At 75.8% G+C, this 12123-nt stretch carries 13 protein-coding genes; 9 read left to right on the top strand and 4 right to left on the bottom strand.

All coding sequences use genetic code 11. The features are described from left to right. Window positions 1-63: 63 nt before the first annotated feature. The 3 genes from cbiE to ABEB06_RS29850 are packed head-to-tail and all read left to right on the top strand — an operon-like array spanning window position 64 to window position 2362. Window positions 64-1293 (top strand): precorrin-6y C5,15-methyltransferase (decarboxylating) subunit CbiE, encoded by a 1230-nt coding sequence (gene cbiE / locus ABEB06_RS29860; RefSeq protein ID WP_345700007.1) that lies wholly within the window; start codon window positions 64-66, stop codon window positions 1291-1293. Continuing rightward, window positions 1290-2042, top strand: coding sequence for a precorrin-4 C(11)-methyltransferase (cobM, locus tag ABEB06_RS29855; RefSeq protein WP_345700006.1), 753 nt, complete (start codon window positions 1290-1292; stop codon window positions 2040-2042). The genes cbiE and cobM overlap by 4 nt, the downstream gene beginning before the upstream one ends. Beyond that, a complete protein-coding gene (locus tag ABEB06_RS29850) occupies window positions 2039-2362 on the top strand; it encodes a DUF6980 family protein (RefSeq protein ID WP_345700005.1) in 324 nt (107 codons plus the stop codon). The genes cobM and ABEB06_RS29850 overlap by 4 nt, the downstream gene beginning before the upstream one ends. On the opposite strand, the gene ABEB06_RS29845 is transcribed toward ABEB06_RS29850, so the two are convergent. The 3 genes from ABEB06_RS29845 to ABEB06_RS29835 are packed head-to-tail and all read right to left on the bottom strand — an operon-like array spanning window position 2334 to window position 5847. Next, complete coding sequence (locus tag ABEB06_RS29845; protein WP_345700004.1) at window positions 2334-2987, bottom strand: bifunctional 4-hydroxy-2-oxoglutarate aldolase/2-dehydro-3-deoxy-phosphogluconate aldolase; 654 nt, start codon at window positions 2985-2987, stop codon at window positions 2334-2336. The genes ABEB06_RS29850 and ABEB06_RS29845 overlap by 29 nt on opposite strands. Further along, window positions 2984-4582 (bottom strand): N-acyl-D-amino-acid deacylase family protein, encoded by a 1599-nt coding sequence (locus tag ABEB06_RS29840; protein WP_345700003.1) that lies wholly within the window; start codon window positions 4580-4582, stop codon window positions 2984-2986. The genes ABEB06_RS29845 and ABEB06_RS29840 overlap by 4 nt, the downstream gene beginning before the upstream one ends. Then, window positions 4582-5847, bottom strand: coding sequence for a type III PLP-dependent enzyme domain-containing protein (locus ABEB06_RS29835; RefSeq protein WP_345700002.1), 1266 nt, complete (start codon window positions 5845-5847; stop codon window positions 4582-4584). The genes ABEB06_RS29840 and ABEB06_RS29835 overlap by 1 nt, the downstream gene beginning before the upstream one ends. 150 nt (window positions 5848-5997) lie before the next feature. On the opposite strand from ABEB06_RS29835, the gene ABEB06_RS29830 reads away from it, so the two are divergent. The 3 genes from ABEB06_RS29830 to ABEB06_RS29820 all read left to right on the top strand — a co-directional run bounded on the left by ABEB06_RS29830 (window position 5998) and on the right by ABEB06_RS29820 (window position 8355). Then, the gene (locus tag ABEB06_RS29830) at window positions 5998-7065 is read left to right on the top strand and encodes a sugar kinase (protein ID WP_345700001.1); all 1068 of its coding nucleotides are present in this window, start codon (window positions 5998-6000) and stop codon (window positions 7063-7065) included. A gap of 73 nt (window positions 7066-7138) precedes the next feature. Continuing rightward, window positions 7139-7933 (top strand): IclR family transcriptional regulator, encoded by a 795-nt coding sequence (locus ABEB06_RS29825; RefSeq protein WP_345700000.1) that lies wholly within the window; start codon window positions 7139-7141, stop codon window positions 7931-7933. A gap of 11 nt (window positions 7934-7944) precedes the next feature. After that, window positions 7945-8355 (top strand): RidA family protein, encoded by a 411-nt coding sequence (locus ABEB06_RS29820; protein ID WP_345699999.1) that lies wholly within the window; start codon window positions 7945-7947, stop codon window positions 8353-8355. 13 nt (window positions 8356-8368) lie between these two features. Here the strand turns inward: ABEB06_RS29820 and ABEB06_RS29815 are convergent, their stop codons facing one another. Next, window positions 8369-9745, bottom strand: a complete 1377-nt coding sequence (locus tag ABEB06_RS29815) for a cobalt-precorrin-5B (C(1))-methyltransferase (protein WP_345699998.1) — start codon at window positions 9743-9745, stop codon at window positions 8369-8371. A gap of 20 nt (window positions 9746-9765) precedes the next feature. On the opposite strand from ABEB06_RS29815, the gene ABEB06_RS29810 reads away from it, so the two are divergent. The 3 genes from ABEB06_RS29810 to ABEB06_RS29800 all read left to right on the top strand — a co-directional run bounded on the left by ABEB06_RS29810 (window position 9766) and on the right by ABEB06_RS29800 (window position 12115). Beyond that, complete coding sequence (locus ABEB06_RS29810; protein WP_345699997.1) at window positions 9766-10512, top strand: cobalt-precorrin-6A reductase; 747 nt, start codon at window positions 9766-9768, stop codon at window positions 10510-10512. 143 nt (window positions 10513-10655) lie between these two features. Next, window positions 10656-11255 carry a TetR/AcrR family transcriptional regulator gene (locus tag ABEB06_RS29805; protein WP_345699996.1) on the top strand — a complete coding sequence of 200 codons (600 nt, stop codon included), beginning with the start codon at window positions 10656-10658 and terminating at the stop codon, window positions 11253-11255. Further along, window positions 11252-12115 carry an SDR family NAD(P)-dependent oxidoreductase gene (locus ABEB06_RS29800; protein WP_345699995.1) on the top strand — a complete coding sequence of 288 codons (864 nt, stop codon included), beginning with the start codon at window positions 11252-11254 and terminating at the stop codon, window positions 12113-12115. Before ABEB06_RS29805 ends, ABEB06_RS29800 begins: the two co-directional genes overlap by 4 nt. Window positions 12116-12123 lie beyond the last annotated feature (8 nt).

The raw sequence follows: 12123 nt of genomic DNA, 5'->3' as shown, positions 1-12123 counted from the left end.
CCGGCGGGCGGCGAAACGGCGGGTAGGCTGCCGCTGCCCCCTTCCGACCTGCGAGGAGTCCCCGTGCCCGAGTCTGCGATCACCGTCGTCGGGATCGGCGCGGACGGCTGGCCGGGCCTCGCGCGGACGTCCCGGGCGGCACTGCTCGCGGCCGGGTCGGTGATCGGCGGCCCGCGTCAGCTGGAGCTGCTGCCCGCCGAGGTGACGGCGGAGCGGGTGCCGTGGCCCTCGCCGCTGCGTCCGGCGGTCGCCGGGCTGCTGGCCGAGCGGGCCGGGCAAGAGGTCGCGGTGCTGGCCAGTGGTGACCCGATGTTCTACGGCATCGGCCGGACGCTGGCGGAGACGGTCGGCGCCGAGCGCCTTCGCGTCCTGCCGCACCCGTCCTCGGTGTCGTACGCGTGCGCCCGGCTGGGCTGGCCGGTGGAGGAGACCGAGGTGGTCTCGCTGGTCGGCCGGCCGCTGGAGACGCTGAACGGCGCGCTGTACCCGGGCCGCCGGCTGCTGGTGCTGAACGCGGACGCCGCCGGCCCGGCCGAGGTCGCGGCGCTGCTCGCGGCCCGCGGATTCGGCCCGTCCCGGCTGCGCGTGCTGGAGCAGTTGGGCGGCGAGGCGGAGGACGTCCGCGAGGGCACCGCCGGGGCCTGGCCGCACACGCCGGGCGACCCGCTGAACATCCTGGCCGTCGAGTGCGCCGCCGCCCCCGGCACCCCGCGCGCCCAACTGGTGCCCGGCCTGCCGGACGACCGGTACGAGAGCGACGGCCAGTTGACCAAGCGCTACGTGCGGGCCGCCACACTGGCCGCGCTGGCGCCGGCGCCGGGCGAGCTGCTGTGGGACATCGGCGGCGGCTCGGGGTCGATCGGCATCGAGTGGCTGCGGGCGCACCGCAGCTGCCGGGCGGTGAGCGTGGAGCGCGATCCGGTGCGCGCGGAGCGGATCGCCCGCAACGCGGGGGCGCTGGGCGTGCCCCGGCTGCGGGTGGTGACCGGTCCGGCGCCGCGGGCGCTGGCGGGTCTGGAGACCCCGGACGCGGTGTTCGTCGGCGGCGGGCTGACCGCGCCGGGGCTGCTGGCGGCGTGCTGGGCGGCGCTGCCGCTCGGCGGCCGGCTGGTCGCCAACACGGTGACCATGGAGTCGGAGGCGCTGCTGGCCGAGTGGTACCGGCGGCACGGCGGCGAGCTGGTCCGGCTGGGTGTCGCGCAGGCGGTGCCGGTCGGCGGATTCACCGGGTGGCGGCAGGCGATGCCGGTCACCCAGTGGTCAGTGATCAAGGAAGAAGAGGAATCGGAGTGACCGTCTACTTCATCGGGGCCGGGCCCGGCGCCGCGGACCTGATCACGGTCCGGGGGGCGCGGACCCTGGCGGCGTGCGGGGTGTGCCTGTACGCGGGCAGCCTGGTGCCGACCGAGCTGCTGGCCGAGTGCCCGCCCGGCGCGCGGCTGGTGGACACCGCCGACCTCGACCTGGACCGGATCGTCGCGGAGATCGCCCGGGCCCACGAGGAGGGCCACGACGTGGCCCGGCTGCACTCGGGCGACCCGTCGGTGTTCAGCGCGGTGGCCGAGCAGATGCGCCGGCTGGACGCGCTGGGCATCCCGTACGAGGTCGTCCCCGGTGTCCCGGCGTTCGCCGCCGCGGCCGCCGCGCTGAAGCGCGAGCTGACCGTGCCGACGGTCGGCCAGACGGTGATCCTCACCCGGGTCGCCCGGCAGGCCACCCCGATGCCGGAGGGCGAGGACCTGGCGACCCTCGGCCGCAGCGGCGCCCTGCTGGTGCTGCACCTGGCCGCCCGGTACGTGGACAGCGTGGTCGAGGAACTGCTGCCGCACTACGGCGCCGACTGCCCGGCCGCGGTGGTGGCGATGGCCAGCCGCCCGGACGAGCTGGTGCTGCGCGGCACCCTCGCCGACATCGCCGGCCAGGTGAAGGAGGCGGGCGTGCTGCGCACCGCGGTCATCCTGGTCGGGCGCACGCTGGCGGCGGAGCAGTTCCGCGACAGCCACCTGTACTCCACCGAGCGCTGCCGGGAGGGCGTCCGATGAGCGCCCGGCACTGCTGCGAGCGGATGGCCTCGCAGGTCGAGCACTGGTGCGACGAGCACGACGACCCGTACGACTGCCCGGACGCGCTGGTGGCGTACAGCGCGAAGTTCCGCGAGTACGGGCTGACGGTGCGCGACGGCGGTCGCTCCCGGGTCGCGATCGCCTACTGTCCTTGGTGCGGAGGGCAGTTGCCCGCCTCGCAGCGCGAGCGGTGGTTCGCCGAGCTGGAGAAGCTCGGCGTCGACCCGTGGGAGGACGAGCTCCCGGACGGCTTCGAGGACGGCCGCCGGCTCAACTCCCCTGCTGCGACGGGATCCTGAGCGCTGCGGTGAAGGCCGCGGCGCGGCGGGTGATCTCCGGCCAGTCGCCCGCGGCGACGGCGGCCGGGGGCACCACGTCGGTGCCGGCGCAGACCGCGAGCGCGCCGTGGGCGAGGAACGCGGCGGCGTTGCCCGCGTTGACGCCGCCGGAGGCGACCAGCGGGACGCCCGGGTAGGGGCCGTGCAGGTCCTTGAAGTAGCCGGGCCCGAAGGCCTTCGCCGGGAAGATCTTCACGGCGGCGGCGCCCAGGTCCAGGGCGTCGGCGACCTCGGTCGGGGTGAGCGCGCCGAGGACGGCGGGCACCCCGGCCTCGGCGGCGGCCTCCGCGACGGCGGGCCGCAGTCCGGGGGTGACCAGGAAGGACGCTCCCGCGGCGAGGGCCCGGTCGGCCTGGTCACCGGTGAGCACGGTGCCGACGCCGACCCGGTGCCCGGCCCGCGCGGCGCGGGCCAGGTGGCGGGTCACCTCCGGCGTGGTGAAGGTGAGTTCGGTCCAGCCGATGCCACCAGCGGCGAGCGCCTCGCAGAGTGCGGCGGCGTCGGGTATCGCGGGGGCGCGGACCACGGCGATCACCGGGTCGGCGGCGAGCGCGGCGGGCAGGTCCAGGAGCGGTCGGGCGGTCATGCGGTGCTTCCTTGTCCGGTGCGGCGCAGCGCGCGGCCGGGCCGCGCGCCGGTGGTCCGGCCGTCCCGGACCACCGGAACGCCGTTGACGAGGACCGACCGGATGCCGGCGGCGGGCAGCCGTGGCCGGTCGAAGGTGGCGGTGTCGCCGACCGTCCCGGGGTCGAAGAGCACCAGGTCGGCGTGGTAGCCGGGGCGGATCAGCCCGCGCCGGTCCAGGCGCAGCCGCCGGGCCGGGCGGCCGGTCATCCGGGTGACCGCCTGCTCCAGCGTGAGGACGCCCGACTCCCGCCCGTAGTGGCCGAGGTAGCGCGGGAAGGTGCCCCAGGCCCGGGGGTGCGGACGGGCGCCGACCAGCAGTCCGTCGCTGCCCGCGGTGTGCACGGGGTGGCGCATGATCGCGCGGACGTTCTCCTCGTGCCCGACGTGCTGCAGGACGGTGGTGCCGAGCCGGTCGCGGAGCAGCAGGTCGAGGAAGACCTCGGTGCCGGACCTGCCCTGCTCGGCGGCGAGTTCGGCGACGGTCCGGCCGACGGTACCGGCGAGCGCGTCGTCCCGCACCCCGGAGATCTGGACGGTCGTCCAGTCGGCGGTGACGCCGTGGCAGCCGTCGCTGCCGGAGACCTCCAGGTGGTACCGGATCCGCTCCCGGGCCCCGGGATCGGCCAGCCGGGCCAGGGTGGCCTCCGGCCCGCCCTCGGTGGACCAGCCGGGCAGCAGCGCGGAGAGGCTGGTGGCGCCGGGCAGGTAGGGGTAGCTGTCGAGGGTGACGTCCAGGCCCTCGGCGAGCGCGGCGTCGACCAGGGCGAGCAGGTCGCCGGCCCGGCCCCGGTTGACCTCGAAGTTCATGGTGGCGTGGGTGAGGTGCAACGGGCAGCCGGAGCGCCGGGAGATCTCCACCATCTCCGCGTAGCCCTCCAACGCGCCCTTGCCGTAGGAGCGCTGGTGGGGGGCGTGGAAGCCGCCGTGCGCGGCGACCACCGCGCACAGCGCGGCCAGCTCCGCGGTGTCGGCGTACATGCCGGGGGTGTAGCTGAGGCCGCTGGACATGCCGACCGCGCCCTCGCGCAGGCCCTGGGCGAGCAGTTCGCGCATCCGGTCCAGTTCGGCGCCGGTGGGCGGACGGTTGTCCCAGCCCATCGTGAGCATCCGCAGGGTGCCGTGCGGCACCAGGTAGCAGGCGTTGACGGCGATGCCCTCGTCGAGCCTGGCCAGGTACTCGCCGACGGTGCGCCAGCTCCAGTCGAAGCCGTCCGGATCACCGTTCCAGCCGGCCAGTTGGCGGCGCAGCGCGGGCAGCGTGGTGTCGTCGACGGGGGCGTAGGAGAGCCCGTCCTGCCCGAGCACCTCGCAGGTGATGCCCTGGGTGACCCGCGAGGGGTGCTCGGGTTCGACCAGCAGCCGCAGGTCGGAGTGGGTGTGCATGTCGATGAAACCGGGGGCGAGCACCAGGCCCTCGGCGTCGACGACCTGACGCGCCGTCAGCTTGCGGCCGATCTCCTCGATCCGGCCGTCGGTCACGGTGACGTCGGCCCGGTGGCGGTCGGCGCCGCTGCCGTCGACGACGGTCGCGCCGCGGAAGAGCAGGTCGGCCATCAGAAGAAGGTCCGCACCAGGTCGACCACGCGCGGCCGTTCGGCGTCCGCGTCGTCCAGCACCGGGATCAGGGTCCACTTGTCGAAGGCGGTGCACGGGTGCGACAGCCCGAGCCGGACCACCGCGCCGACCGGCGCCTGCTCGCCCGCGCCGCGCAGGAAGGCGTGCTGGTCGTTGACCGCGCTCACCACCGGTGCCCCCTTCAACGGGCCCTCGCCCCGGACCAGTTGCGGCTCGGGCAGGCCCTCGTCGTACGGGAAGTCGCGCTTGCCGCCGTCCAGCAGGGAGAGCTCCGGCTCGGGGTGGGAGAGCACCCGCGCCCAGCCGTGCATCGCGGAGCGCAGCGGGGCCTGCCCGGCGCCGCGGGCGAGCGGGGAGATCGAGCGGTAGAAGCCGTCGTCGTGCACCAGGTAGGCGCCGGAGCGCAGCACGACCCGGGTGCCGGGCAGCGCCGCGGCGAGCGGGCCGAGCTCCTCGACCACGGTGTCGAAGTAGGCGCTGCCGCCCGCCGAGACCACCGGTTCGGCGGTCTCGTACGCCAGGCGGCGGTGCAGTTCGGCCAGTTCGCGCAGGTAGCCGCGGACGGTGGCCAGCGCCTGCTCGCCCGCGTCGTGGGCGAGCGCGCCCTCGTAGCCGCCGACGCCGGCCAGCCGCAGGGTGCCGGCGGCGCGGACCGCCTCGGCGATCTCGACGGCGGCGGCCGCGCCCCGGACGCCGGTCCGGCCGCCGGGGCCGCCGAGTTCGACCAGCACCTCGACCGGGCGGCCGGCGCCGGCCGCGCGCAGTGCGCGGTCCATCTGCCGGACGGCGTCCACCGAGTCCACCCAGCACAGGAAGGAGAAGCCGGGGTGGGCGTCCAGTTCGGCGGACACCCAGGCCAGCCCGGCGGGGTCGAGCAGGGTGTTGGCCAGCAGCAGCCGGTCGACGCCGAAGGCGCGGGCGACCCGCAGCTGGGCGAGGTTGGCCAGGGTGATGCCGCGGCAGCCGGCGTCCAGCTGGGCCTGCCACAGGGCGGGCGCCATGGTGGTCTTGCCGTGCGGGGTGAGCTCCACGCCCGCGTCGGCGCACCAGGCGGCCATGGTGCGCAGGTTGTGGGCGAGCGCGCCCGCGTCCAGGGTCAGCAGCGGGGTGCCGAGGTCGTCGAGGACCGGGCCGTCGGCCAGGTACTCGCGGACCGTCAGCCCGTGCGCGGCGGCGGGCACCGCTTTGAACCGCCAGTCCAGCCGCTCGTCGGCGAGCGCCGCGACCTTCTCCCGGTCCAGCACCGGCTATCACCCTCTCCACCTGCAATATTGCAATATTTGCAACCAGCGTTGCGCATGCTGTTGCTACGGTTCTAGCATTCACGCCGAACGACGGTCAACGAACGACGGCCGACGACCGGCGAACCGACGGACGGGCGAGGAGCGCGGCAGATGGCGGAGCAGGCAGCGAGCACGCCCGCGGTGGTCTGCCTGGGCGAATCGATGGCGGTCCTGCTGCCCGACCGACCCGGGCCGCTGGACGCCGTGGGCGCCTTCCACCCGGCCGTCGGCGGCGCCGAGTCCAACGTGGCCTGCGCGCTCGCCGCCCTCGGCGTGCCCACCGCCTGGATCAGCCGGGTCGGCGCCGACGGCTTCGGCCGCCGCCTGGTCGCCGAGGTCGCCGCCCACGGCGTGGACGTCTCCGCCGTCGCCGTCGACCCGCACCGCCCGACCGGCGTCTACCTCAAGGAGACCGGCGGCTCCGCCCACCCGCACGACCTCGGCGGCGGCCGCAGCCGCCTGCACTACTACCGCCGCGGATCCGCCGCCTCCGCGCTCTCCCCCGCCCTGCTCGACGACCCGGCCGCCGCCCGGCTGCTCGACGGCGCCCGGCTGCTCCACCTGACCGGCATCACCCCCGCACTGTCCGCCGACTGCCTCGCCCTGGTCCGCGCCCTGCTCGCCGACCGGCGGCCCGGCCGGTCGGTCTCCTTCGACCTCAACTGGCGACCCGCGCTCTGGCACGGGCTCGACCACCACCTGCTCACCGACCTGCTCGACGCCGCCGACCTGCTGCTGCTGGGCGCCGACGAGGCCGAGGCCGCCTTCGGCATCGGCGACCCGGCCGCCCTGCGCCGGCGCTTCCCCGGCCCCGCCACCCTGGTGGTCAAGGACTCCGGCCACGCCGTCACCGCACTCGACCGCGACGGCCGCGCCGTCGCCGAACCCGCCCTCGCCGTCGACGTGGTCGAACCCACCGGCGCCGGCGACGCCTTCGCCGCCGGCTACCTCTCCGGCACCCTGCGCGGCCTCGACCAGCGGCAGCGGCTGCGCCTGGGCCACCTCGCCGCCGCCTGCGCCCTCACCTCCCCCGGCGACCAGGGCCGGCTGCCCGCCCCCGCCGCGGTCGCCGCGCTGCTCGCCGCCTCCCCCGCGGACTGGGCGCGCACCCGGGTCGGCCCGGATGGCATCGTTTCCCCGGTACTCACCGCACCCTCCACCGTCCCGGGAACACCATGAGCGAGCGAAGCGAACGAACCATCGAGAGGCGCGCGCGGGCGAACGCCCCTGCCGAGCGCGGCGAGGTGGGCGCATGAGCCAGACCGTCACCCGCGCCCTGCGGCTGCTCGCCGAACTCGGCGAGGGGGAGCGCTCGCTCGACCAGCTGGCCGAACTGCTCGGCGTGCACAAGACCACCGTGCTGCGGCTGCTCCAGTCGCTGGAGGAGGAGCGCTTCGTCCACCGCGACGCCGACTACCGCTACCACCTCGGCGCCGGGCTCTTCGCCCTCTCCAGCCGCGCGCTGGAGCAGCGCGGCATCCGCCGGATCGCCGCACCCCACCTGGCCGAACTCAACGCCGCCACCGGGCACACCGTGCACCTCGCCGCGTACGAGGGCGGCGAGGTGGTCTACATCGACAAGTACGACTCCCGGCACCCCGTCCGGATGTACTCCCGGATCGGCCTGCGCGCCGGACTGCACAACACCGCCGTCGCCAAGGTGCTGCTCGCCGACCTGCCCGCCGCCGAACGCCGCCGGGTCGCCCGCGCCGTCGACTACACCGTGCACACCCCGAACACGCTCACCGGGCCCGCCGCGCTGCTCGCCGAACTCGACACCGTCGCCGCGCAGGGCTGGGCCCAGGACCACGCCGAGCACGAGTCGTTCATCAACTGCGTGGCCGCGCCCGTCCGGGACGCCACCGGGCAGGTGGTGGCCGCCGTGTCGATCTCCGTTCCGGACGTCGTGCTGCCCTACGAGCGCGTGCTGGACCTCGTGCCCCGCCTGCTGACCACCGCCCGGGCGATCTCCGCAGACGCCGGGCACACCGACCGCCCAGACCGCCCAGACCGCCCAGACCGCCCAGACCGCCCAGACCGCCCCTGAGAGGCCCGCAGATGAGCAAGAAGACCGAGATCCGCACCGACGGCGCGCCCGCCCCCGCCTGGATGTTCTCCCAGGGCGTGCGCAAGGGCCCGATCCTGCAGGTCTCCGGCCAGGGCCCGCAGGACCCGGCCACCGGCGAGTACCTGCACCACGGCGACGTCAAGGCGCAGACCCGGCGCACCCTGGAGAACGTCAAGGCGATCGTCGAGGCCGGCGGCGCCACCGTCGAGGACGTGGTGATGTTCCGCGTCTACCTCACCAAGCGCGCCGACTTCCCGCTGATGAACGAGGTCTACGCCCAGTTCATCGAGGAGAACGTCGCTCCCGGCGGCGTGAAGCCCTGCCGGACCACGATCTTCTGCGAACTCCCGCAGGAGCCCATGCTGGTGGAGATCGACGCGCAGGCCGTCGTCACCGACTGACGCCGCCCCGGGTCTACGCCCGGCCGACGATGTTCCCGGCCCGGTCGATGCAGATCACGTCCACCGCGACCGGCGCGCCCACCAGCACGCCGAGCGCGGTGGCCCGGGCGGCCTCCGCCACCAGATCACCCAGCGGCACTCCCGCCGCAGCGCACAACTGCACCGCCTCCAGGCCCGTGTTGGCCGCCGCGACCGCCGCCACCAGCTCCTCGGACGCGCCACCGGTGCGGGCCAGGCCCGCCAGGTAGCCCTTGTCCACCTGGGAACGGGACGAGTGCAGGTCCAGGTGGCCGGCGGCGAGCTTGGACAGCTTCGCGAAGCCGCCCGCGACGGTCAGCCGGTCCACCGGGTGGCGCTTGAGGTACTTCAGCACCGCGCCCGCGAAGTCGCCCATGTCCAGCAGCGCGTCCTCCGGCAGGCCGTGCACCGCGACCGCCACCTTCTCGGACGTCGAACCGGTGCAGCCCGCGACGTGCGTACGGCCCGCGGCCCGCGCCACGTCCACGCCCCGGCGGATCGAGTCGATCCACGCCGAGCAGGAGTACGGGACCACGATGCCGGTGGTGCCCAGGATCGACAGGCCGCCCAGGATGCCCAGGCGCGGGTTCCAGGTGGAGCGGGCGATCTCCTCGCCGTGGTCCACCGACACCTGCACCACGACGTCGCCGGTGCCGCCGTGCTGCGCCGCCACCCCCGCGACCGCGTCGCGGATCATCTGCCGCGGCACCGGATTGATCGCCGGCTCACCCACCGCCAGCGGCAACCCCGCCTTCGTCACCGTCCCCACGCCCGGCCCGGCCCGGAACACCACCCCGCTCCCCGGTGCCCCGTGCCAGACCGTCGCCCGCACCAGCGCCCCGTGCGTCACGTCCGGATCGTCCCCGGCGTCCTTCACCACCCCGGCCATCGCCCACGACACCCCCACCGGCCCGCCCCACCCGGCGCCGCCGGCGGCAGAGCCGGGCCCGTCCCCCGACCCGGCAGAGCCCCCGACGGCAGCCGACCCGCGCCCCCCGGCGGAGCCCGCCTGCCCCTCGGCGCCCGCAGTCCCGTCAGCGGAGCCGCTCCCGCCGTGCTCGTCGGCACAGCCGGTCACACCCTCCGCCCCGGCGGAGCCGGTCCCGTCCCCGGCCGCGACCGACGCCGGCCCCGCGGCGAAGCCCGCCCGCCCCTCGGCGGAGCCGGTCCCGTCCGTCAGGGCCTCCGCCGCCAGGGCGAACGCCGGCTGCTGGCCCTTCGGCAGGGTGATGGTCACCGGGTCCGGGAAGTCCCCGGTGAGCAGGGCGGTGTACGCCGCCGTGGCGGCCGCCGTGGCGCAGGCGCCCGTCGTCCAGCCGTGGCGCAGCCCGCTACTCTTCAGCTGCGCCGCCCGTCCGCCGGCCTCAGCCACGTTCGCTCCCTGGAGTTCCGATGCACGTCCTGATCCTCGGCGGCACGACCGAGGCACGCCGCCTCGCCGGCGCGCTGGCCGCCGACCGCCCCGCGGACCGCGTCACGAGTTCCCTCGCGGGCCGGGTCGCGGAGCCGCGGCTGCCGGCGGGCGAGGTGCGGATCGGCGGATTCGGCGGCCCGGAGGGCCTGGCCGCGTGGCTGCGCGAGCAGCGCGTGGACGCTCTCATCGACGCCACCCATCCTTTCGCCGGGACGATCAGCCGCAACGCGGCCGTCGCGGCCGCCGAGGTCCATGTTCCCCTGCTCGCCCTGCGTCGTCCCAGCTGGGTGCCGGTTGAGGGCGACCGGTGGCGGCGGGTCGGCTCGCTCGCCGGGGCGGCCGAGGTGCTGCGCGCCGAGCCGGCGGGCCGGCGGGTGTTCCTCACCACGGGCCGGATGGGCCTGGCGGCGTTCGCGGACCTCGACGGCCACGCGTTCCTGGTCCGCTCGGTGGACGCGCCGGAGCCGCCGATGCCGGCGCGCACGGAGGTGCTGCTGGATCGCGGGCCGTTCACCCTGGACGGCGAGCGCGCGGTCCTGCGGGAGCACCGGATCGACGTGGTGGTCACGAAGGACAGCGGCGGCGCGGCGACCGCGCCGAAGCTGGCCGCCGCCCGCGAGCTGGGGCTGCCGGTGATCGTGGTGGAGCGCCCGGAGCCCCCGGCGGGCCTGCCCACCGCCCCGGACGTCCCGGCCGCCCTCGCCTGGCTCGCCACGATCGGCTGACGCGCAGGTCGCGCTCGACGCCGGTCAGCAGCAGGAGGTCGGCGCACTCCCGGAACAGTGCGGCGAGCTCGTCGTGGAGCCGGGCCATGGCTCCGGCCCGGGGCCCTTGACAGCGGGCCGCCATCGGAATGAACATTCATTCCGTGGCACCGAAACGACCGGACCTGGACCGGCTGCTGATCGACTCCGCCCTCGCGCTGTTCGCCGAGCGCACCTACGAGGGCACCCAGATGCCCGCCGTCGCGCAGCACGCGGGCGTCGGCGTGGGCAGCATCTACCGGTACTTCCCGAGCAAGGAGGCGCTCGGCAACGCCGCGTTCCGGTACGCCAAGCGCACCCTGCTCGACACGCTCGCCGAGGCCCTCGCCGACGGCGGGCCGGCCGGCACCGCCCGGGAGGAGTTCGCCCGCTTCTGGCGCGGCTTCACCCGTTACGCGAGCGCCCACCCGGACGCCTTCGTGTTCCTGGAGCACCAGCAGCACGACACCTTCCTCGACCCCGAGAGCCGCGCCCTGGCGGACGAACTGCACCGGGTGGCCGCCGACTTCATCGAGCGCGGCCAGCACGCCGGTGCGATCCGCGACGGCGACGCCGAGCAGCTGGTCGGCCTCGCCCTCGGCGCCTTCACCGGCCTGGTGAAGCTCGCCCGCCCGGCCGGCGGCCTCGACGCCCTCCCCGCCGAGGACCTGGACCGCGCCGAAGCCGCCGTCTGGGACCTCCTCCACCGAAAGGCCGACCGATGACTCCGCCCCGAACCGTCCTGATCACCGGCTGCTCCTCCGGCATGGGCCGCCAGGCCGCCCTCGCCCTGCACGGCCTCGGCCACCGGGTGTACGCCACCGCCCGCCGCCCCGAGACCCTCGCCGACCTGGCCGCGCTCGGCATCACCACCCTGCCGCTCGACGTCACCGACGAGCGGTCGATGGCCGACGCGGTCGCCGCGGTCGAGGCCGCGCACGGCAGCGTCGACGTCCTGATCAACAACGCCGCGTACGGGCTGCACCTGCCGGTGGAGTCGGCCACCCCGGACGAGGTCCGCGCCCAGTTCGACACCAACGTCTTCGGCCTGGTCCGGATGGCCCAGCTGGTGCTGCCCGGCATGCGCCGCGCGGGGCGCGGCCGGATCGTCAACATCTCCTCGATGGCGGGCCGTTTCTCCCCGCCCGGCGGCGCGTTCTACCACGCCAGCAAGCACGCGGTGGAGGCGATCAGCGACTCGCTGCGGCTGGAGGTCGCACCGTTCGGCGTCGAGGTCGTCGTGGTCCAACCCGGGCCCACCATCACCGGGTTCGGCGCCACCGCGGTCGGCACCATGCACCCGGCCGCCGATCCCGCCGACCCGTACGGCTCCTTCCGCACCCGGCTCGCCGACATGTACGCCCACCAGGCGTTCACCCGCCGCAGCGGCGCCGTCCCCGCGGAGGCCGCGACCAAGGTGATCGTCCGCGCCGCGACCGCCGCCCGGCCGCGCGCCCGCTACGCGATCGGCGCGCTGGCCCGCTCCACCATGCTGGCCAAGCGCCTGCTGCCGGACGCGGCCTTCGACGCCCTGATGCGCCGCAGCTTCCCGCTGCCCGAGCCCGCCCGCCCGCGCCCCGCCTAAACTGCACG

Source organism: Kitasatospora terrestris (genome assembly GCF_039542905.1).
GTDB classification, from domain to species: domain Bacteria; phylum Actinomycetota; class Actinomycetes; order Streptomycetales; family Streptomycetaceae; genus Kitasatospora; species Kitasatospora terrestris.
The sequence above is the reverse complement of the archived record's forward strand: the minus strand, read 5'-3'. Positions and strand labels throughout refer to the sequence as shown.

What these genes read in the sequence shown, in the direction of transcription:
- ABEB06_RS29825 (WP_345700000.1), top strand. Translation starts at nt 7,139, where the DNA reads ATGAGCCAGACCGTCACCCGCGCCCTGCGGCTGCTCGCCGAACTCGGC.
- ABEB06_RS29845 (WP_345700004.1), bottom strand. Translation starts at nt 2,987, where the DNA reads ATGACCGCCCGACCGCTCCTGGACCTGCCCGCCGCGCTCGCCGCCGAC.
- ABEB06_RS29820 (WP_345699999.1), top strand. Translation starts at nt 7,945, where the DNA reads ATGAGCAAGAAGACCGAGATCCGCACCGACGGCGCGCCCGCCCCCGCC.
- ABEB06_RS29800 (WP_345699995.1), top strand. Translation starts at nt 11,252, where the DNA reads ATGACTCCGCCCCGAACCGTCCTGATCACCGGCTGCTCCTCCGGCATG.
- ABEB06_RS29810 (WP_345699997.1), top strand. Translation starts at nt 9,766, where the DNA reads ATGCACGTCCTGATCCTCGGCGGCACGACCGAGGCACGCCGCCTCGCC.
- ABEB06_RS29840 (WP_345700003.1), bottom strand. Translation starts at nt 4,582, where the DNA reads ATGGCCGACCTGCTCTTCCGCGGCGCGACCGTCGTCGACGGCAGCGGC.
- ABEB06_RS29830 (WP_345700001.1), top strand. Translation starts at nt 5,998, where the DNA reads ATGGCGGAGCAGGCAGCGAGCACGCCCGCGGTGGTCTGCCTGGGCGAA.
- ABEB06_RS29850 (WP_345700005.1), top strand. Translation starts at nt 2,039, where the DNA reads ATGAGCGCCCGGCACTGCTGCGAGCGGATGGCCTCGCAGGTCGAGCAC.